Below are 18,738 nucleotides of genomic sequence, written 5' to 3'. Positions count from 1 at the left end.
ACGGGTCAGGCTGAATCGGCGGCCGGCCGTCGCGAATACCGTCCCTGGCCCGCGGCCCCGGGCGGCGCGGCCCCGGGCGCAGGTACTCACGATGCCGGTGGTGGCGATCGCGGCCCTTCTGCTCATCAGCGGCTCCGCCGCCACCTCGCAGGCGGATCCCAGCGCGGGCCCGCAGGCGGGGCCGGCGCGGCAGCCGGCGGATGGCGGCGGTTTCGCGATGCCGGCGGATGCCGGCCCAGCTGGTTCCGGCAGCGCTGGCGCCGCCTCCGCCTCGAGCACACACGCCCTGGCCATGGCCGCGGCCACCGGCGCCACTGGGGTCGTGACGCTCGGTCCCGGCGACAGGGGAATCCCGGACCGGGTGCTCACGGCCTACCGCAAGGCGGCCGAACGGACCGCGCGCGAGCGGCCCGGTTGCCATCTGAGCTGGCCGCTGCTCGCGGGGATCGGCAAGGTCGAATCCGGGCACGCCGCCGGCCACGCCATCAGCACCGATGGCACGGTCACTCCATCGATCATCGGGCTGCCCCTCGACGGCAACGACGGACGCGCTCTGATCCTGGACACCGACGATGGTGGCTGGGACGGTGACAAGCTCTTCGACCGTGCCGTCGGCCCCATGCAGTTCATCCCCTCGACCTGGCGGGTATCCGGCCGGGACGGGAACAGCGACGGCACGCGGGACCCGAACAACATCGACGACGCGGCCCTCGCCACCGCGGGCTACCTGTGCGCGTACAACCGCGACCTGACCAACCCGGCACAGCTCCAGTCGGCGGTCCTCGCGTACAACCCGTCGGACGACTACGTCCGGGCGGTCCTGGCGTGGACGGATGGCTACAACGACAGCGGAGCCGCCCCGCTGCCCACCCCGCCCGGCACTGGGACACCCGCGCCGAGCGGCGCACCGGCACCCGCACCGACCATCATGGTCACGCAGACGCCGCAACCGCCCGGAACACCCACGCCCACGCCGTCCGCGGCCTGCCCCGCGATCGCCGTCGGGACCGCCACGCTGGCCGCGACACCGATCAGCCTCGACGACACCGTCGCCGGTTACGAAGCCCTCGACGTCACCGGAGTTCTCACCACCACGGGTACCACTCCGGTCACCGCTGTCGTCGACGCGCAGCTGTCCGACAGCCATGGGTGGACGATCACAAGTATCCGCACAGTCGTCACCGCCGATACCGCCGCAGTGGCCGCGCCACGACAGCTCGCCCGCTTCGACGGGCAGGCCATCGGCGAGGCCGGCGCGGATGGTGCCCTCACCGTCACTGTCACCGTCACCCCGGAACTGGATGGCGCGGGCTGCGCGTCTCCGCCCGCCACCGCCTTCGAGGTCAGCGGCCTGAACGCCGCGGATTTCGTCGGCTGGGCCACCACCCCGGCGCGCCTGCGCGCCCGCCTGGCCGGCTACACCCAGTCGGGCCAGGTCGAGCAGGCCACGGCCGACGCGTTGGGCGCACTGATCCCCGCCACCGTCACCGGCCCCGGAACGCTCACGCCCTTTCTCGACCGCCTCAGGGGCGCTACACCTGCCCAAGTCGGCGACGAAGCGCGCACCCGGCTGACGAGTATCGCCGGACGCCTGAACGACCAACAGACGCAGAACACACCGTCGCCCGCGCCCGCGGCTACACCAAATCCCACACCCACACCCACACCGGCACCGGCACCGGCACCGGCACCGGCACCGGCCAGCAGCGCACCAAATCCGGCCACCGTATCCACCGGCCCGGCATCGGCATCGGCCGCTCCAACCGCCACCGACGCCGCGGCACCCTCCCCCACGTCGACCCAGCCACCGGCAGCACCGCCGCCGGCATAGAGCCGGTCAGAGCGTGTGTGAGATCGGGCTTTCGATCAGTGAGCCGCGGCCAAGCGCCCCCTGGCAAGGCGGAAGGCCGAAGCGATACCGGATGAGTCGTATCGGTGTGGCCGACAACGCGGCCAGGGGGCACCTGGACGCGGCGAGCCGGAATGACGATCTCACACGCGCTCTCAGATATCGATCTGATACCGCAATCAAGGAAAATCAACAAAAAATCAACAGATGAGCTCCTGGCGACGAAGTGATGTAAACGGTATGGACTGGCCTGAATCCACCCAGCTAAGGTTCGTAGCGCTGGGTGGGGACCGCAGCGACGGGGCGTCGTCATTCCCGTCCTTGGCCACGGAGGGGTCTTGACCCAGTCACCACCTGCCGGTACGTCCACGTCACGCCACCGCCGGCCGACACACGCGCTACCGGTACAGCTGCACTGGTATTCCATCGTTGCCGTGCTCGCCGGCACCGCGGCCGTGCTCAGCATCATCACCAGTTGTCAGCCGACCGAGCTCACAGGCCAGCCGCTTCCGAGCGCGGCGGCGTCCGTGACAGCGCCGGGGGCACCAGGTGATGGAGAGCCCGCCCGCCCAGGCACGCCGCCGGCCCCGTCATCCTCGACCGCACCGGCGACCACTCCCGCCCAGCTGGCACCGACAGCCTCGACCTACGCCACCAGCCCGGCCCCGAGGCCATCGGTGGCGGCTGCCACCCGGCCGGCAGCGCAGCCCGTGGCGCAGACCACGACGACGGTGGCACCCGGCCGGATCAGGCCGGGAGCGACCTACACCGGCTACGGCACGTTCTACTCGCTCAGCGGCGCGGGGAACTGCCTCTACGAGGACGCGGGCGCGGACGCATCCCACTCATACGCGGCGCTCAACGACGCCGACTACGAGAACGCCCGGATGTGCGGCGGCTACATCCAGGCCACCGGCCCCCGTGGCACCGTCGTCGTGAAAATCGTCGACCGGTGCCCCGAGTGCAAGCCGGGGGACATCGACTTCAGCCCGGAGGCATTCGCCACGATCGCAGATCCGGTGGCCGGCAGGGTCCCGATCTCGTGGCGGCTGATCAGCCCAGCGAACATCGGCAATATACAGTACAAGATCAAGGAAGGGTCGTCCCCTTACTGGCTGGCCATCCAACCGCGCAACCACCGCAACCCGGTGGTCTCGCTCGAGATCAGCGTCAACGGGAGCTGGCAGGCGCTGCCGCGGGAACAGTACAACTACTTCCTCGCGCCGAACGGTCTGGGCGCGGGCCCGTTCAGCGTCCGCGTGACCGATATCTACGGCCAACAGATCATCAACTCCGGGATCACGCTCAGCCCAACGGCGGTGCAGGCCACCTCGTCGCAGTTCGCCCAGCACTGACGGCGAGCCGCGGCGTGGGGGAAGGCGTGGGGGAAGGCGTGGGCCAACGTCCTCATGCCGCTGGCGGGCTCGGCGGACGGGCTACGTCACAGCCAGGCCGAGCAGCTCGCGGACCTCGTCGTCCGTTGTCTGGGCAAAGTCCGCGTAATACTGGCCGACCGCAAAGAAGGTCGACGGCGTGCTGAGGCAGACGACTCCGTCCGCGACGAGCCGTATCTGCTGGCAGGCACGCTCAGAGGCCACCGGCACAGCCACGATCACCCGCGCCGGCCGGCGTCGGCGAACCGCGTCGACCGCGGCGCGCATCGTGGCTCCGGTGGCCATGCCGTCATCGACCAGCAGGATGACGCGACCGGTGACGTCGATGGGAGCCCGGCCGTCGCGGTAGGCGTGTTCCCGACGGGCGAGCTCACGGCGCTCGGTGTCCGCCACCTGCTCGATCATCTCCTCGCCGATGCCGAGACCTCTGATCACCTGGTCGTTGCGGACCAACGTCCCACCGGTGGCCAGCGCTCCCATCGCGAGCTCGGTGTGCCCAGGCGCGCCGAGCTTGCGGACGAGAAAGACGTCCATGGGCGCCCGCAGCCGCTGGGCGACCTCAAAGGCGACCGGCACGCCCCCCCGGGGCAGGGCGAGGACTACGGCATCCCCCCGATCGGCGTGGCCAGCCAAGGAGTCAGCCAGGGCTCGCCCCGCCGATCGCCGATCGACAAACAGCTCCGCCACCATCACCTCCGGCCATCACCGTTACCGCTACCGGCCTGACCGCCGCCGCCGCTGCTGCTGGCCTCCTCGGCGCGCGGACGCACCTCGGCGTCGGGACCGGGGTAGGTGAAGGTGACATGCTCGGAGTCGGACCAGCTGACCAGGAACGGCGGGTCACCGGATGGGGACCGCACTTCGATGATCTCACCGAACCGGTCCGGCCTGCCCAGTGTCCGCCCGTGGATGACCAAGGTGTCGCCCGGGTGTGCCCGGATCAGCCGCCGAGACCTGGTGATGCCGCCGTCACCAGCAGGAACGGCTTGGCCCATCCCCGCGACCGGGGTTCTGCGATGGCGGGCTATGACCTCCTGGGCAAGCGGTCGGATCAGATCCTCGATCCGCCGAGCATCCCGGATGAGCAGGTCGTCAACGGACAGAATACCGATGATCTGATTACCGTCGAGGACGGGGAGCCGACGCAGCGCATGCTCCCGGAACACCTCATAGGCACGCGCGAGCTCCACGCCGACGGACAGGCTGAGGACGTCGGTGGTCATGAGTTGGCCGACGGAAGTCTCCACGGGAACGTCCCGAGCAAGACCACGCAGCACGATGTCACGATCGGTGACAATTCCAACCAAATGATCATTATCGGTGACGAGAAGCACACCCACCCCGTGGCGGTCCATCTCCTGCGCCGCTTCCCGAATCGTTCTGGTCCGCTCCACCGTTACCGCCGGTGCGCTGACAACGCTGAGTACGTCCGTCATCGACGCTCACCTCCCCGGCCTGGACCTCACGGCCCGCGCCCCGAAGGTCACACTTCGAGACCGCCGACGACCAGTCCGCCATGTTGTGGGTGACATATGCCTGCAATACGGGTGCATCCTGCGCCGTTGACCGCTGGCATCCGGGCCCGGCCCAGACTCCCCCGGACGGGAAAAACCATGATCATAAAATGCCGGCCTCGTCCCGTCCTTCTGGGCATCCCCGTCCGCGATGCTCGGCACACCCCCCTACCGAGGGTCTTTTCAGGTGCCTCGGTTGCTATGAGCGACCGGCCACAGAGGACGCGGCATCGGCGGGATTTCGACCGCTACGGGTTGGACGATTCGGAGTGCCGTGCCGGTGGAAGGTGGCAGGAGTCAACCGACCCACGCGACCGGCCTCCGGTCGCCTCGGCAAAGGAGGACGCATCGTGACCACGATCGTGACACCCGGCGGTGGGCCGGCCCGGGGTGCGGCCGGGCCGGGCATTCCGGAGCCCGTTCCCGGCCCCGACGTTCCCGGCCCCGGGCCGGCACCCGACACGCCGGGACAGGGACCAGGGCCCGACATCCCCGATCCCCCGCCAGGACCTGATCTGCCACCACCCGTACCCGGCCGCGCCCGGTCACGGCCACGGCCACGGCCAGCAACATTGATCAGTATTCGGACAGTTCAGCGCGTGCGGCGAAGTCAGGCGGATCAGAACCGGCCGGCCGGTCGGCCGGTCAGCGTGGACCGGTCGGCGACGACGAGGAGCTGATGATGCCTATGCAGCGTGGCAGCACCAAACACGGCCCGGTCAAGGATGACAGCCTTGCCCACGAGGTGGACGGGATCGTCCGCGCGGGCAGGGACACGCGCACCGAGGAGTGGCGCTCCGCCGAACCGCCAGGCGAGGATCAGCCCCAGGTGGCGGTCATACCGGAGACCTCCGGTGCCGACCAGGGCGCGGCAGCGAACACGGCCGCGGCCGCACAGGCCCGAACCGACCTTGCCCGCTGGTTCGATCGGCACGACTTTCCCGCTCGTGCGGCTCAGCTCGCGCACGGCCTGCGCGGCCGCAACGCCCCGGAGCAGCTCGTCGAGCTGCTCCGCACCTTGCCCAAGCGACAGCAGTACAACTCGGTCGGTGATCTCTGGCGGGCGCTGCACGGCGGCGAGGACATCGAAACCGTACGGTTCTGACCCCGGCCGCTCGACGGCCGGCCCACTGCGCCTGCCCACTGCGCCCGCCCGCTGCGCAAGCACAGCCACCTGCCGTGCACCCGTGCACCCGTGCACCCGTGCACCGAAACGCAAAGCAGTGTTCTCACTACCGCAAACACCCGACGATGGGCGGTCGGGCAGGGTCGCGGCGGGCGCGGGAGACTGGTGGCATGGCCACGCTCTGCGGGATCGAGCTTGAACATCCGCTCATGAACGCCGCGGGCACCTGCAAGAGCCTCGACGAGGTCGGTACCCTGGCCCGATCCGCTGTGGCCGCGGTCGTCGTCGGCTCCATCACCGAACAGGCCCGGGCCGGTAACGGCGGCAACGTTTACCACACCGGGGATTTCTTCTCGCTCAACGCGCTGGGTCTGCCGAATCCGGGGCTTGAATACTACCGTGAGCGGCTGCCGGACATGGTTGCGGCCACGCACAGCGCCGGCAAACCGCTCATCGTGAGCATCGCGGGATTCAACGCCGCGGAATACGCCCGCACGGCGCATGCGGTGGCCTTGGCCGGCGCCGACCTCATCGAGGTCAATCTGGCCTGTCCGAACGTGTGGGATGGCGGCCGGCAGAAACGTATCGCCTGCTTCGACAACGATCAGACCAGGGCCATCTGCGGCCAGGTCGCCCATGCGCTCGCCACCGTCGGCGGCACCATCCCCGTCGACCGTCGACCACCGGCCTTCGGTATCAAGATCTCCCCATTCTCGGACCCGGCCGCGCTGGCCGAACTGGCCGGGCTCATCACGGTGCTGTCCCGCGAGCCATCCGGGCCACGGTTCGTCTGCGCTGTCAACACCTTCCCCAACGCCCTCGCCCTGACTGACGCGAATGAGCCGGTGATCGATGTCGAGCTGGCCGGGCTCAGCGGCGCCGCTCTCAGGCCCGTGGCGCTGGGCCAGATACGGCAGCTGCGGCGCCTGTTACCCGAGACAGTCGAGCTCATCGGAGCGGGCGGGGTGACCGATGGACGCGACATCGTCGACTTCCTGCATGCCGGCGCGGTCGCGGCGCAGGCCGCCACCGCGTACTGGAACCGCCAGGGCGACGCCGGTGTCTTCGGCGACATTCTCGCCGACTATGCCGACCAGCTGTAACGGTCTAAACCACTACCTGACGCGACCGGATGAACTCCTGGTCAACCGCCATCCCAAGGCCGATACCGTCGGGGATCGCGACTGTGCCATCAGCGGCGAGACTGAGCCGGGTGGTGACCACCCCCCGGCTCAGCGCGCTCTGGGCGACATTGAACTCGACCCAATGCGCATCGTGCAGCGTGGCGAGATACGCGAGGCTGTAGGCATGTAGCAGGTCGGTGAGCCAGGAATGCGTGACGATCTCGCGGCCCGCCCGCTCCGCCTCTGCCGCGACCGCCTTCGCGACGGTGAGCCCGCCGCATCGGGACAGGTCCGGTTGCAGCACGTCGACGCCGCCTTCGTGGATGAGCCGGCGGAAGTCCCAGATGGTGGCCTGCTGCTCGCCCGCGGCGAACCGCAGGGTGGGGAACTCCAGCTTGGCCTGGTGGTAGTCGGCCGGGCATTCAGGATGGACGAAGTCCTCCACCCAGTAAGGCACCACGTCGGCCACAATCTCCAGCATCGCCCGGGTCTGTGCGTACGTCCGGACCCGGGGCCGGCCCCCGTCATGGACATACCAGCCCGGATCCACCATCAGTTCGCGCTCCGGCCCCAGGGCCTCGCGGATCGCGGCCAGGTTCTCCCGGTCCAGGCCCGGGTCGATACCGAAACCGCCCCAACCGAACTTGACCGCCCGGAATCCCATCCGCGCGTACCCGGCGGCCGCCGCCTGGTTCTCGTCGGGAGTGGCCCGGAACAGCGTCGAGGCATACGCCGGCAGACGGTCCCGGCGGCGCCCGCCGAGCACCTCCGACAACGGAACGCCAGCGGCCTGTGCGCGAATGGACCACAAACAGTTGTCCACTGCCGACATGCAATGCATGACGACACCACGGCGACCGTAGTAGGCGGTGGCGAGATACAGATCTGTCCAGATCCCCTCGATATCCAGCGGGTCCTTCCCGACTGTTTCTTCGGCGATGCCACGGAATCCGAGCGCGCCCATGCCAGGGCCGGACAGCACCCGTGCCGCGACCGGCCCGAGTGTTTCGACGTCGGACCATCCCTCCAGCCCGGCATCGGTGCGGACGCGAACCAGCAGCAACCAGTCACCCTGGTCGACTGCTTCCGCGGCACCGGAGCGCGGACCGTATGACTCATCGCCGCGCAACAACACCGGCGACACCTCGGTGATCCTCATCCGTTCCCGCCTCCTGTTCCGGTTCGCAGCCGGCCGGGCCCTGAGGGGCCACAACCTCAGCGCGCGTTTGAGATCGTCATTCCGGCTCGCCGCGTCCAGGCGACCCCCTGGCCGCGCTGTCGGCCACACCGATACGACTCATCCGGTATCGCTGCGGCCTCCCGCCTTGCCAGGGGCGCGCCTGGACGCGACTCACTGATCGAAAGCCCGATCTCACACACGCTCTCAGACCTGGTCACGGACCTGGTCGGGGATGGCGCTGGGCAGGTCGGACGGCCAGGGAATCCGCCGCTCCGCGAGGCAGGCACGGAACGCCTCCGCATGGGCCACCATCAGCCGCGCGCCCTGGCGGCGGTCCTCGTCAGCGATCTCGTCGGCGTAGTCACGGCCGCGCAGCCGGCGCATGACATCCATCTGGCTGCGATGCCGCCGGATCAGCTCGGCCTTCACCGTGACGTGCGCCGGCGTGAGCTGGACAAAATGCGTCGCCTCGAATCCGTAGCCGTCCCCGGGGTGCACATGGAAGATCCGGGGCACCCGTTCGAGTGGGGGCGAGGCCGGTTCGAAGGACGACAGGCTGGTGAACAGAGCGGCATCGAGCACCGCGCGGGCGGTGACCACATGGTCGCTGTTGTAGTCCGACGTCCAGTGGGTGAAGACGAGTTCGGCTCGCTGCTCACGGAGCGTCCTGATGAGATCCCGGCGCAGCGCGGCATCGTCATAGAGGAAACCGTCCTCCCGACCGAGGCAGCGGTAGTCGGCCGCGAAACTCGCCGCGACCGAGCGCATCTCCGCATCCCGCACCGAGGCGGCCAGGCCCCGGTCCGCGGACGGGTCAAAGGCAAGCCCTTTGTCGCCCTGGGTCACACAGACGAAGGAGATTTCATGCCCCGTCTCCCGGAACCGCTGCAGAGTTCCCAGACAGCGCATCTCGTCGTCCTGATGGGCGAAAACACAGACGATTCTCACCTCAGTTCAGCTCGCCCGCAGGGCCATAGTCGATGCGATCGTGGCTGTGCCGCGCCGCCGACGGCCGAAGTCCCGGAGCCATGGACGGGAATTCCTCACCGCTGGCGCCAACCTGGTCCCCGGGGCCGAATCGGGTGAGATCGGCGAGCGAGACCGCCAAGGCGCCATCCACCGCCAGGAAGGCTCCGGACACGTACGCCGCGCGCGGCGACGACAGGAACTCGACCGCGGCGGCAACGTCATCGGGGGTGCCCATCCGGCCGAACGGCAAACGGCCGGCGACCTGGTCGAGAAATGCGTCGCCGTACAGGCCGGCCTCGCCTCGGGTCCGGATCCAGCCGGGCACGACGGCGTTGACGCGGATGCCGTGCGGCGCCCACTCGTGCGCAAGCGTCCTGATCACCTGGGCAAGGGCGGCATGCGCGGCGTTGTAGCCCAGGCATCGCGGGAACGGCAGGGACGCGTGCAAGGATCCGATAGCGGTCAACGCCGCTCCGGCTTTCAGGCAACCAGCGGCGAGAAGCTCTGCGAACAGAGCGAAGGCGGCTACCGGGCCCACGGCGAGGCTGCGCTCCAGGCTCTGCGCCGGGAGGGCGTCCGCCGGGCGGTGCTCTTCGTACGCGAGCGCGTGCACGGCTGCGGTGACCGTCCCCAACGACGTGGCGGCTGCGGCGGTCTCCCTGCCGAAGGCCGGGCCGCCGGCATCCGCGCGCAGCACTCTGGCGTCGCCTCCCCCAGAAATGATCAGATCGGCAACGGCGCTGGCTCGTGTCTCGTCCCGATCGACGCAGAGCACGACGTCACGGCCGCGAGCCAGGTGCTGGGCGCAGGCAGCGCCGATGTCCCCGCCGGCGCCGGTCACGACAGCCACCTGTCTAGGCATCGTCGACGGTCTCCCGGAGCAGGTCGACCAGCCTGTCGATCTCCTGGCACATCGGCTCGTCGATCATGTCGCTGACCGGCCCCCGCATGGCGGCTGACCCGAACACCCCTTGCCGGACCAGCAGGTGCTTCTCGACCGCGACGAAACTGTCGAGGCTGCTCTGCAATGACACGATCAGAGCGAGCGGTCCGGCGATCCGATACGCGCGCGGGAAGTCGCCGTCGCACAGGGCTCGCCACAGCGCGGCCAACGCCCAGACAAGATCCCCGGCCGGCATTGTCCCAACCACGCCACGGCGGAAGCTGTCGATCAGGTAGAGACCACCCGTTCCCTCGAAGACCCGAGCCCGCCCACCGGTCGCGTCAAGCAACCGGCTGAGCCGGGGACCAATCGGCTGCGCCTCGGGTTTGAACATCGCCCGGTCTCCGAGCTCCGTGTGCAGCCGCGCCTGCACGTTGATCGACAACGGTGCCCCGACGTAACCGCTGGCGTCCTGGACGATCAGCGGCACAGTCACGGCCTCGGCGATCGCGATGAAGTAGCGCACCAGTTGCTCGTCACTCGCCCGGGAGAGCCCCGGCGGGGTCGCCATCACCGCGTCCGCGCCGACGTCCTGCGCATGCTTGGCATGCCGGACGGCCATCGCCGTGGACTCAGCGCCCACGCTCACCACCGCGACCCCATGCCGACGGGCAAACGTGCAGGTCAACGCGGCCATCTCATCGCGTTCCTCGGACGACAGCCGGAGCACCTCGGAGACCATGGCGAAGACAACGCCGTCGGCTCCGTTGGCGAACAGCCAGTCGAACTGGGACTCCATCGTCCGCCTGTCGATACGGCCGTCGTCATCGAAGGGAGTCTGGAACACCGCCAGCACACCGGCGATGTCGCGGCTGTCTGCCGCCGGCTTCCGCACCGCCGTGGCCTGGTCCGCAAGAGTCACCTGGCCATTGCCTTTCGGTAGAGCCGCTGATTCGGATGGCACATGTCTCCCCAGTATCAATAACCAATATGATCGATACGGTATCGACGTCGGTTTGGATGCATAGCTGCCGAAATTTCGGCCGCTCGGGGAATGGGCTGGCTCAACACCTGCCGAGGGCCTGGGCAACAGAGCCTGGTCACCATCGTCGCCACCCGCACCCGATCGACTCAGCCGGCCTGCTGTGCTCACGACCGCGCTTCGCGGGCATGGCCGTCTTCATGGGCCCGGAGGCTGCTGAGAACTCCGCGGAGGCCGTGGCCGCAGGCCAAGCAGCGCGACCGCGTCCCGGGCACAGATGTGATCGATATCGCTCGCGGTGACGTTCGCGATGCCAAGACTACGGCAGAGGGCGGCGGCCCGGTGCAGGCCGGTGATGGTCCGTTCCACAGTGGAGAAGGGATAGTCACTGCCAAACAGGACACGGTCGAAGACCTGGTACTCCGACGCGGTCGCGAGCGCCTGGGCCAACTGCCACGGCCGGGTGTCCATCGCGGACACGTCGACGTAGAAGTGCTCATGACGACGGACCACGCTCAGCGCCTCGGCCGTCCACGGGTGACCGAAATGCGCGATCCACATCCGCAACGCCGGGAACCGACGCGCGGGGAGGTCGAGCTGGAGGGGACGGGCGAACTCCGCGATCGCGGCTCGGGTGAACGTGGTGCCCTGGTGCCAGACGACGGGAATGCCGTAGTGGTCGGCGATCTCCAGCAGATCAAGGCAGGCCGGGTCGTGAGGATGGAAGTGCTGGTAGGTCGGGCCGAGCTTAAGGCCATACAGGCCAAGATCCTCAACCGCATGCCGCAGCCGGGCAGCCGCGTCGGGCCGGGTGGGGTTGACGCTGGCGAACCCGATGAGGTTCGGCTTGTCAGCGACGGCCTTCGCCACGTACTCGTTGGGCACGACCGTCCCGACCGGCTCGGCATCGAAAGCGAGCACCACCGACGCCGTCGCGGCAGCCGCCGCGGCGGCGTGCCCGGCCGGTGTCACGTCCCAGTGGGTTCGTCCCCAGACCCGTATCTCGTCGTCGGCAAGCGGCCCGCCGACATGGGTGCCATGTTCGCCCAGATGCGTGTGAACGTCCACGGTCACCAACGTCACGACGCTTCCCCCTCCGCGCTCACGTTGCGCGCCACCGCCTTCAGGGCGTCGACGATGTCGTCCAACCGGTCGTTCATCCGCGCGGTGGGACCACTGACGCTGAGCGCGAAGCGGTATCGCCCCCGGTCGTCGCGGATCGGGACGCCGACACACTTCATCCCGATCTCGGCCTCCTCGTTGTCGAGCGCGTACCCGCGGCGACGGATGTCGGCAAGATCAGCAAGCACGTCCGCGGGGTCGGTGCGGGTCAGGGCCGTGTGCCGTTCCGGTGGCCGGGTACGCAGGAGTTCCCGCACCTCGTCATCGGGGAGATGGGCGAGGATGGACTTTCCCAGGCTGGAGACGAACCAGTCGTCACGGTCACCCACGGTCGCCCCGCGGCGGATCGACCGGCGGCCCTCGAGGGCCTCAATGATCACAACTTCGCCCGCCTGGTTCACCGCCAGGTTGATCGTCTCGTCGAACCGGGCGAGCAGCTCGCGCATGTACGGGAGCACACGGCCGCGCAACGGCCGGGCACGTCGCGCGGCATGCCCAATAGTGATCATGCGGACGCCAAGGGAGTAGCAGCGGGACACCTCGTCCCGCTCGAGCCATCCGTGGTCGACGAGCTGCCGCAGATAGCGGGTTGTCGTGGACGGCTCGAGGCCGCACGCGGCGGCGACCTCCGAGAGGCTCTGGCTGGGCGCGGCCAGGAAGGACTCGACAATCCCGATCAACCGGTCGCTCAGCCTCGTGGGCGCGGTCGCGGTCATCCCATCACTCCCGGATAGTGGCACGAGACGTGCACCGGTGTTGTGTCGAGCAGGCATAGGGGCGGATCCTCCGAGGCGCACCGAGGACGTCCCGCGCCGACATCGCATCGTGGCAGGAAACGGCAGCCCAGGGCCGGAGGCTCGGATCGGACGTATTCGTCGGGACGCGTCCTGCTTACCCGGGAGCGCGCTGTCACCGGATCAGCGGCCAGGACGGCATCGAGCAGGAGGCGAGTATAAGGGTGCCGCGGCGCGGCGAACAGATCCTCGCGACGAGCCATCTCCACGATCCGTCCCCGGTACATCACCCCCACCTCCTGAGCCATGTACCGCACCACCGCGAGGTCGTGCGAGATGAACAGACAGGTCAGCCCGAGGTCCCGTTGTAACCCGGTGAGCAGGTTGAGGATCTGTGCACGTACCGAAACGTCCAGCGCCGACACGGCTTCGTCCAGCACGATGAAGTCAGGACGCGGCGCCAGCGCCCGAGCGATCGCGACGCGCTGAGCCTGACCGCCTGAAAGCTCGCCGGGCCGGCGGTCCGCGATGCCGCCGGGAAGCTGGACAAGGTCGAGCAGTTCCCGTACCCGGGCCTCACGCTCGCCCCGGGTGCCTATGCGGTGGGCCACCAGCGGTGCGGCGATGATACCGGCGACCGACGCGCGCCGGTTGAGGGAAGCGTGTGGGTCCTGGAAGACGGCCTGCACCCGGGACCGCAGCCGGCGCATCCCCGCCGCGGACAGGCCTGCGATGTCCTGCCCGTCGAAACGGACCGTGCCGCTGTCGGCCGTTGTCAACCGCAGCACGCAGCGGCCGACCGTCGACTTTCCCGACCCGGACTCGCCGACAAGCCCGAAAGTCTCGCCACGCCGCACCGACAGCGACACACCGTCCACGGCGGGCAGTCGGCCGCCATGACGTGATGGATAGGTCTTGACCAGATTCCGCACCTCGAGCAGCCGCGGGGGCAGCCGCGCCGGCGGCCCCGCCGGCATGCGTAACAGCATCACCGGTCCGCCCTGTCCGCTGACGCTGCCCGGCCGGCGGCGGGGTGCTCCGCGACGGGGTACTCCGCGGAGATGGACTCGCCCGCCCGGACGCAGCGCACCTGCCGACCGGCGGCCGCCCGCAACGCGACCGGCTCCGCGCACAGGCCGATCGATATCGGGCAACGCGGCTGAAATGCGCAGCCGGCACCGGTCTCCGCCGGCAGCGGCGGCTGGCCGGATATGGTCCGGATGGGCACGGTGAGATCGACCGTGAGATCGACGGTCGCCGACATCAGCGCCGCGCTGTAGGGGTGGGCCGGGCGTGCGTAGAGGTCCACGGTGGGTGCGGACTCCACGATCTGACCGGCGTACATAACCGCGGTATCGTCGCAGAACCCGGCGGCGACACCTAAATCATGAGTGATCAGAACCGCTGCCAGGCCACGCTCACGGCAGATCCGGTCGATCAGTGCGATCACTCTCACCTGAGTCGTCACGTCCAGCGCGCTGGTCGGCTCGTCGCACAGCAGCACGTCGGGCCGGCTGGCCAGCGCCATCGCGATCATTGCGCGTTGCCGCATCCCGCCCGAGAACTCATGCGGGTAAGCGGCCAGGCGTTGTCGCGGGGCTGGTATCCCGACCTCACCGAGCAGATCGGCCGCGCGTTCCAGCGCACTCGCGCGGCGGACGTCCTCGTGCAGCCGGATCGACTCGACGATCTGTGCCCCGATCGTCATCAGCGGGTTCAGCGCCGCCGCTGGATCCTGATAGATCATCGAGATCCGGCGGCCACGGATGCGGTCAAGCTCGCGCCGACGCAGCACGAGCAGATCGATGCCATCCAGCCACACCCGCCCGCCGGTGACCCGGACCGGGCCGCGGTGCAAGCCCATCACGGCCAGCGCCGTCAACGTCTTGCCCGAGCCGGACTCGCCGACGATACCGAGCCGCTGACCGGCGGACAGCGCGAAGCTGATGCCCCGCACGACCGCGGTGGCGCCGACAGCGACCCACAGATCGTCGACGTCGAGGATGGCGGGTGCCGTCATCGACGCCCACCAGTGAGTCGGTCGACAGCGGTGAGCCGGTCTGCGGCCAGGTTGAGACACAGCACGGTGGCGAGGATGAGGATGGCGGGCGCCGCCGCATAACTTGGATCATTGTACAGAAACCCGTATCCCTGTTGCAGCAGCACCCCCCAGGACATCTGTGGCGGCTGGACGCCAAGCCCGACGAAGCTCAGGCTGGCTTCCAGGATCATCGCGCTGGCGGCGTTGATCGCGGCCTGGCTGGCCAGGTCGGGCAGGATGTTGGGGAGCACCTCACGCAGCAGCAGGCGACCCCGGCTGGCTCCGTACGCGACGGCGGCGGTGTAGTAGTCAAGGGTCATCTCGCGGACGATGGCGGCTCGCGCCATCCGCGCGGTGCTGGGCGCGAGCAGCAGCCCGGTCAGCACGATCAGGGATACCAGCGACGCCCCGAACGCCGCGACACACACCAGCGCGAACAGGATCTGTGGGATCGCCATAGTGATGTCAGCGCCGCGCATCAACAGCTCGTCGGGAAGGCCTCGGGCACCGCTGGCGAGCACGCCCCACAGCGTGCCGGCCAGGAACGCCACGGCAACGCTGCCACCGGCGACGGACAGCGACAGTTCACCGCCGTAGAGGAGCCGGCTGAGTTTGTCCCGCCCCAGCTCGTCGGTGCCGAGCCAATGGCGCGCGCTCATCGTCCCGAAGGCGTTCGCCGGGTCCAGGCCGGTCGCACCCTGCCTGCTGACCAGGGGGGCCAGCAGGCACATCCCGACGATCGCCAGCAGGACGAGCACACTCGCTGGCGGCGGGCTGATCCGGACGCGCCGACCGCGGCGCACCCGGCTGTGCCCCGCGGCGGCAGACTCAGACACGGTGCCCCCGGGTTCTCGGATCCAGCGACCACACCAGCAGGTCAATCACCATCGATACCAGGATGAACAAAACGCTGATCAGCAAAACGACCGACTGGAGTACCGAGTAGTCACGCTGGAACGCCGATTCCACCGACAACGACCCGAGGCCAGCGAAACCGAACACGTACTCAACAATGACACTTCCACCGAGGGTGTACCCGACGATGAGCCCCAGCATGGTGAGGCTCGGCAGCGCGGCGTTGCGCAGCGCATGACGGAGGACCACGGTCCGGGCCGGGGCGCCCTTGCCCGCCGCCGTCCGGGCGAACTGTGACGCCAGCGCCGAGATGAGTTCCGTACGCAGGTAGCGCACCAGGAGCGGGGCGGCCACCAGACACAGCGCGAGCGCCGGCATGACCATATCGCGCACGTTCTGCCCCGGGTTCTGGAGCAGCGGCACATAGCCGCGCGCGGGCAGCCATTTCAGCGTCACACTGAACAGCAGGATAAGCAGGATTCCGGCCACGAACGGGGGAAACGCCATACCGGCCGACGCCGCCGCCGTGACGCATCGGTCCACCCAGCCGCCGGGCCGGGTAGCCGCCGCGATCGCGGCCGGAACCGCGACCGCGACCGCGAGAGTCATGGCGAGAAAAGTCAGTTCCAGTGTGGGCCCGAGCCGGGCGGCGATGAGGGAGCTGACTGTGCGCTGGCTGACATATGATCTACCAAAATCCCCGTGGGCTATCCCGGCGACCCAGCTGAGGTACTGACCGACAACGGGACGGTCGAGACCGGCCTCCGCACGCAGCCTGTCGATCGTTGCCTGATCTGTCCCCCGCGCGGCACCCAGCCGAGCGATCACAGGATCGCCCGGCAACGCCCGCAGAACGGCGAAGATAAGGATCGACGAGCCGGCTATCATAACCAGGCTGATCGACACCCGCTTGACGATATACGGCACGGTCATCCTTTCTCGTCGTCCCCGCCGGCTCCCGGGATTCACAACAGGTTCTTTGAATCCTGGACTCAGAGCGTGTGTGAGATCGGGCTTTCGATCAGTGAGCCGCGTCCAGGCACCCCCGGGCAGGGCGGAAGGCCGAAGCGATACCGGATGAGTTGTATCGGTGCGGCCGACAACGCGGTCAGGGGCCGACTGGGCGCGGATCACCCGGGCAGAAGGCTAACATCAGGTTCCTAGTGGTCGCCGCCGGAAGTTGTTCGGGGGGTGCCGGATGACAGACGGATGCATCGTGAGGCGGAGAAGGCCCAGGTAGCGGTGTTCTACCTGGGCCGACGACAACGAGGCGAGGCGCCGTCTGGCGCCGGCAGACCCTGGACGAACTTCCGGCGGCGACCACTAGCTTCTGAGCCCGGCATCCTCGAGATGCGGGTTGCCGCCACTGTCGACCCACAGCCCGACCACGGAGCGCTTGATCGCGGTCAGGGTTCCGAACTGTAGCGGAACGAAGATCGGCACCTGTTCGTTGACCAGTTCCTGCACCCGCTGCCAGGCCTGCTGTCGCTGGGCCGGGTCGACGGTGGCCAGTGCGTTGCCGTAAAGCGTGTCGAACGCGGCGTTGTTCCAGTTGCACTCACAGCGCCCGGTCAACAGAAACGAGAGCTCTTCGGCGGGATCCGCGGGATAGGACTGGAAATTCGGAATAATCTTCCCGGGAAAAGATTTTCCAGCCGGGTAGAAGATTCCGGGCCAGGAGGCTATGTCGGTATCCGTGATCTGCAGCTTAATATCAATCTTGGCAAGACTGGCCTGCAGGATCTGTGCGCTGGTGCTCCACTCAGGATACTGGTTGGCCACCCCCCACCAGACGAGGGTGCTGCCCGGACCGACACCGGCCGCGGTGAACAGTGCTTTGGCCTTGTCCAGGTCGTAGGTGTAGTCGGTGAGGCGGCCGCCGTAGCTGGCCTGATTACTCGGCAACGGATCGTTTGTGGTGGAGATGATGCCCTGATTGAAATACGCGGCCTTGAGGATCGCGCGTTGGTCGGTCGCGTAGGCCAGCGCCTGCCGGGCCCGCACGTTGTCGAAGGGCGCTTTGGTGGTGTCCACCTCCCAGCTCACATACTGGCCTATGACGGCGGGCTTCACCACGGTGAGCCCCGAACTGTTCTCGACGGTCGTCACCTGCGAAAGCGGCACCGACCAGAGCGCGTCGAGGTCGCCGGCCTTCAGCGCGGTGACCGCGGCGGCCGAGTCGGCGGCCTTGACGAACTCGATGCGGTCCAGTTTGGGAGCGGGGCCGAAATAGCTCGGATTCCGCTCCAGGGTCAAATGATCATCGGCGGAGAATTTTCTGACCCGGAACGGCCCGGTGACGGCCGGGCTCTCCGCTATACTGGCCAGCGAGTTCGTGTCAACAATCTTCACCATCTGGATCGACGCCGGGAACAGGGCGTTCGGAGTCCTGAGCGTGAAGACGACCGTGTTCGCCTCGTCCGCCCGCACGCTGACAATCGGTGCCACGTTGTTCTTGAGCTGGGTAACCGTATCGGGGTTCTGGTAGTACTTGATCGTCGAGACGACGTCGTCCGGGGTGAGCACCTTCCCGTTGGAGAACCTGACGTCCGGCCGTAACTGGAAGGTCCAGGTCTTCAGATCCGCGGAGGACGACCACGAGGTGGCCAGGTCGGGCTGCAGCTTCCCATCACTCCCGGTCTTGACCAAACCATCCCATAACAGGCTGAACAGCACCTGCTCCCAGGCGTTGCCCTTGGTCACTGGATTGAGCGTCTTGATGCCCTGGGCCGCGCCGATGGTCAATGCGCCACCAGCCTTCACCGCATCGGTCGGGCCGGGCCGCTCGGGGCCTCCCGCACTTCCACCACATGCCGCCAGAACTCCAGCACAGAAAGTCGCTGCGGCCGTCACGGCCGCCAGCCCGATTTTTCCCACGATCACAATCTCTCTCCCCGTCTCACTCTGATCATGATGGGACGCCGCCGCTCCAGGCCGGCAGGCGCGACTTAGAGCGCCCGGCAAT

General features: G+C 68.4%; 17 protein-coding genes. 4 read left to right on the top strand and 13 right to left on the bottom strand.

Annotated elements, in window-relative coordinates; genetic code table 11:
* The first annotated feature begins 91 nt into the window (after nucleotides 1–91).
* Both MJ785_RS22030 and MJ785_RS08220 read left to right on the top strand, forming a co-directional pair.
* Nucleotides 92–1,831 (top strand): lytic transglycosylase domain-containing protein, encoded by a 1,740-nt coding sequence (locus tag MJ785_RS22030; RefSeq protein WP_305039908.1) that lies wholly within the window; start codon nucleotides 92–94, stop codon nucleotides 1,829–1,831.
* Nucleotides 1,832–2,187: 356 nt separating this feature from the next.
* On the top strand, nucleotides 2,188–3,204 hold the full coding sequence (locus MJ785_RS08220) for an expansin EXLX1 family cellulose-binding protein (RefSeq protein WP_239376319.1): 1,017 nt from the start codon (nucleotides 2,188–2,190) through the stop codon (nucleotides 3,202–3,204).
* A gap of 81 nt (nucleotides 3,205–3,285) precedes the next feature.
* Here the strand turns inward: MJ785_RS08220 and MJ785_RS08215 are convergent, their stop codons facing one another.
* Entirely contained in the window at nucleotides 3,286–3,933 is a 648-nt protein-coding gene (locus tag MJ785_RS08215; RefSeq protein WP_239380325.1) for a phosphoribosyltransferase, read from the bottom strand.
* On the bottom strand, nucleotides 3,933–4,679 hold the full coding sequence (locus MJ785_RS08210; protein WP_239309397.1) for a DUF1918 domain-containing protein: 747 nt from the start codon (nucleotides 4,677–4,679) through the stop codon (nucleotides 3,933–3,935). The genes MJ785_RS08215 and MJ785_RS08210 overlap by 1 nt, the downstream gene beginning before the upstream one ends.
* A gap of 757 nt (nucleotides 4,680–5,436) precedes the next feature.
* Here MJ785_RS08210 and MJ785_RS08205 point away from each other — a divergent pair.
* Both MJ785_RS08205 and MJ785_RS08200 read left to right on the top strand, forming a co-directional pair.
* Nucleotides 5,437–5,862 (top strand): DUF2795 domain-containing protein, encoded by a 426-nt coding sequence (locus MJ785_RS08205; protein WP_239380319.1) that lies wholly within the window; start codon nucleotides 5,437–5,439, stop codon nucleotides 5,860–5,862.
* Between the two features lie 191 nt (nucleotides 5,863–6,053).
* A complete protein-coding gene (locus tag MJ785_RS08200) occupies nucleotides 6,054–6,986 on the top strand; it encodes a dihydroorotate dehydrogenase (protein WP_239309395.1) in 933 nt (310 codons plus the stop codon).
* A 4-nt stretch (nucleotides 6,987–6,990) separates the two neighbouring features.
* On the opposite strand, the gene MJ785_RS08195 is transcribed toward MJ785_RS08200, so the two are convergent.
* From MJ785_RS08195 to MJ785_RS08145, 11 genes are all read right to left on the bottom strand, one after another.
* Nucleotides 6,991–8,166: a mandelate racemase/muconate lactonizing enzyme family protein gene (locus MJ785_RS08195; protein WP_239345262.1), complete on the bottom strand. Its 1,176-nt coding sequence runs from the start codon at nucleotides 8,164–8,166 to the stop codon at nucleotides 6,991–6,993.
* A gap of 225 nt (nucleotides 8,167–8,391) precedes the next feature.
* Nucleotides 8,392–9,135 carry a PIG-L deacetylase family protein gene (locus MJ785_RS08190; protein WP_239309393.1) on the bottom strand — a complete coding sequence of 248 codons (744 nt, stop codon included), beginning with the start codon at nucleotides 9,133–9,135 and terminating at the stop codon, nucleotides 8,392–8,394.
* A 1-nt stretch (nucleotide 9,136) separates the two neighbouring features.
* On the bottom strand, nucleotides 9,137–10,018 hold the full coding sequence (locus tag MJ785_RS08185; RefSeq protein ID WP_239309392.1) for an SDR family NAD(P)-dependent oxidoreductase: 882 nt from the start codon (nucleotides 10,016–10,018) through the stop codon (nucleotides 9,137–9,139).
* Entirely contained in the window at nucleotides 10,011–10,961 is a 951-nt protein-coding gene (locus MJ785_RS08180) for a dihydrodipicolinate synthase family protein (RefSeq protein WP_239309391.1), read from the bottom strand. Before MJ785_RS08180 ends, MJ785_RS08185 begins: the two co-directional genes overlap by 8 nt.
* A 258-nt stretch (nucleotides 10,962–11,219) precedes the next feature.
* Entirely contained in the window at nucleotides 11,220–12,104 is an 885-nt protein-coding gene (locus tag MJ785_RS08175) for an amidohydrolase family protein (protein WP_239376311.1), read from the bottom strand.
* Nucleotides 12,101–12,859: an IclR family transcriptional regulator gene (locus tag MJ785_RS08170; protein WP_239309389.1), complete on the bottom strand. Its 759-nt coding sequence runs from the start codon at nucleotides 12,857–12,859 to the stop codon at nucleotides 12,101–12,103. Before MJ785_RS08170 ends, MJ785_RS08175 begins: the two co-directional genes overlap by 4 nt.
* Nucleotides 12,856–13,866, bottom strand: a complete 1,011-nt coding sequence (locus MJ785_RS08165) for an oligopeptide/dipeptide ABC transporter ATP-binding protein (RefSeq protein ID WP_239309388.1) — start codon at nucleotides 13,864–13,866, stop codon at nucleotides 12,856–12,858. Before MJ785_RS08165 ends, MJ785_RS08170 begins: the two co-directional genes overlap by 4 nt.
* On the bottom strand, nucleotides 13,866–14,897 hold the full coding sequence (locus MJ785_RS08160; protein WP_239376301.1) for an ABC transporter ATP-binding protein: 1,032 nt from the start codon (nucleotides 14,895–14,897) through the stop codon (nucleotides 13,866–13,868). Before MJ785_RS08160 ends, MJ785_RS08165 begins: the two co-directional genes overlap by 1 nt.
* Entirely contained in the window at nucleotides 14,894–15,754 is an 861-nt protein-coding gene (locus tag MJ785_RS08155; RefSeq protein ID WP_239380318.1) for an ABC transporter permease, read from the bottom strand. The genes MJ785_RS08160 and MJ785_RS08155 overlap by 4 nt, the downstream gene beginning before the upstream one ends.
* Nucleotides 15,747–16,706: an ABC transporter permease gene (locus MJ785_RS08150; RefSeq protein WP_239345244.1), complete on the bottom strand. Its 960-nt coding sequence runs from the start codon at nucleotides 16,704–16,706 to the stop codon at nucleotides 15,747–15,749. Before MJ785_RS08150 ends, MJ785_RS08155 begins: the two co-directional genes overlap by 8 nt.
* A gap of 390 nt (nucleotides 16,707–17,096) precedes the next feature.
* Nucleotides 17,097–18,738: ABC transporter substrate-binding protein (locus MJ785_RS08145; protein ID WP_239380317.1), on the bottom strand; the 1,642-nt coding region annotated here is incomplete at its 5' end.

This window comes from Protofrankia sp. CiT1 (genome assembly GCF_917627335.1).
Classification (GTDB): Bacteria; Actinomycetota; Actinomycetes; order Frankiales; family Frankiaceae; genus Protofrankia.
This window is presented reverse-complemented; position numbering and strand designations above follow the sequence as displayed.

What these genes read in the sequence shown, in the direction of transcription:
- MJ785_RS22030 (WP_305039908.1), top strand. Translation starts at nt 92, where the DNA reads ATGCCGGTGGTGGCGATCGCGGCCCTTCTGCTCATCAGCGGCTCCGCC.
- MJ785_RS08215 (WP_239380325.1), bottom strand. Translation starts at nt 3,933, where the DNA reads ATGGTGGCGGAGCTGTTTGTCGATCGGCGATCGGCGGGGCGAGCCCTG.
- MJ785_RS08210 (WP_239309397.1), bottom strand. Translation starts at nt 4,679, where the DNA reads ATGACGGACGTACTCAGCGTTGTCAGCGCACCGGCGGTAACGGTGGAG.
- MJ785_RS08205 (WP_239380319.1), top strand. Translation starts at nt 5,437, where the DNA reads ATGATGCCTATGCAGCGTGGCAGCACCAAACACGGCCCGGTCAAGGAT.
- MJ785_RS08200 (WP_239309395.1), top strand. Translation starts at nt 6,054, where the DNA reads ATGGCCACGCTCTGCGGGATCGAGCTTGAACATCCGCTCATGAACGCC.
- MJ785_RS08195 (WP_239345262.1), bottom strand. Translation starts at nt 8,166, where the DNA reads ATGAGGATCACCGAGGTGTCGCCGGTGTTGTTGCGCGGCGATGAGTCA.
- MJ785_RS08185 (WP_239309392.1), bottom strand. Translation starts at nt 10,018, where the DNA reads ATGCCTAGACAGGTGGCTGTCGTGACCGGCGCCGGCGGGGACATCGGC.
- MJ785_RS08170 (WP_239309389.1), bottom strand. Translation starts at nt 12,859, where the DNA reads ATGACCGCGACCGCGCCCACGAGGCTGAGCGACCGGTTGATCGGGATT.
- MJ785_RS08165 (WP_239309388.1), bottom strand. Translation starts at nt 13,866, where the DNA reads ATGCTGTTACGCATGCCGGCGGGGCCGCCGGCGCGGCTGCCCCCGCGG.
- MJ785_RS08160 (WP_239376301.1), bottom strand. Translation starts at nt 14,897, where the DNA reads ATGACGGCACCCGCCATCCTCGACGTCGACGATCTGTGGGTCGCTGTC.
- MJ785_RS08150 (WP_239345244.1), bottom strand. Translation starts at nt 16,706, where the DNA reads ATGACCGTGCCGTATATCGTCAAGCGGGTGTCGATCAGCCTGGTTATG.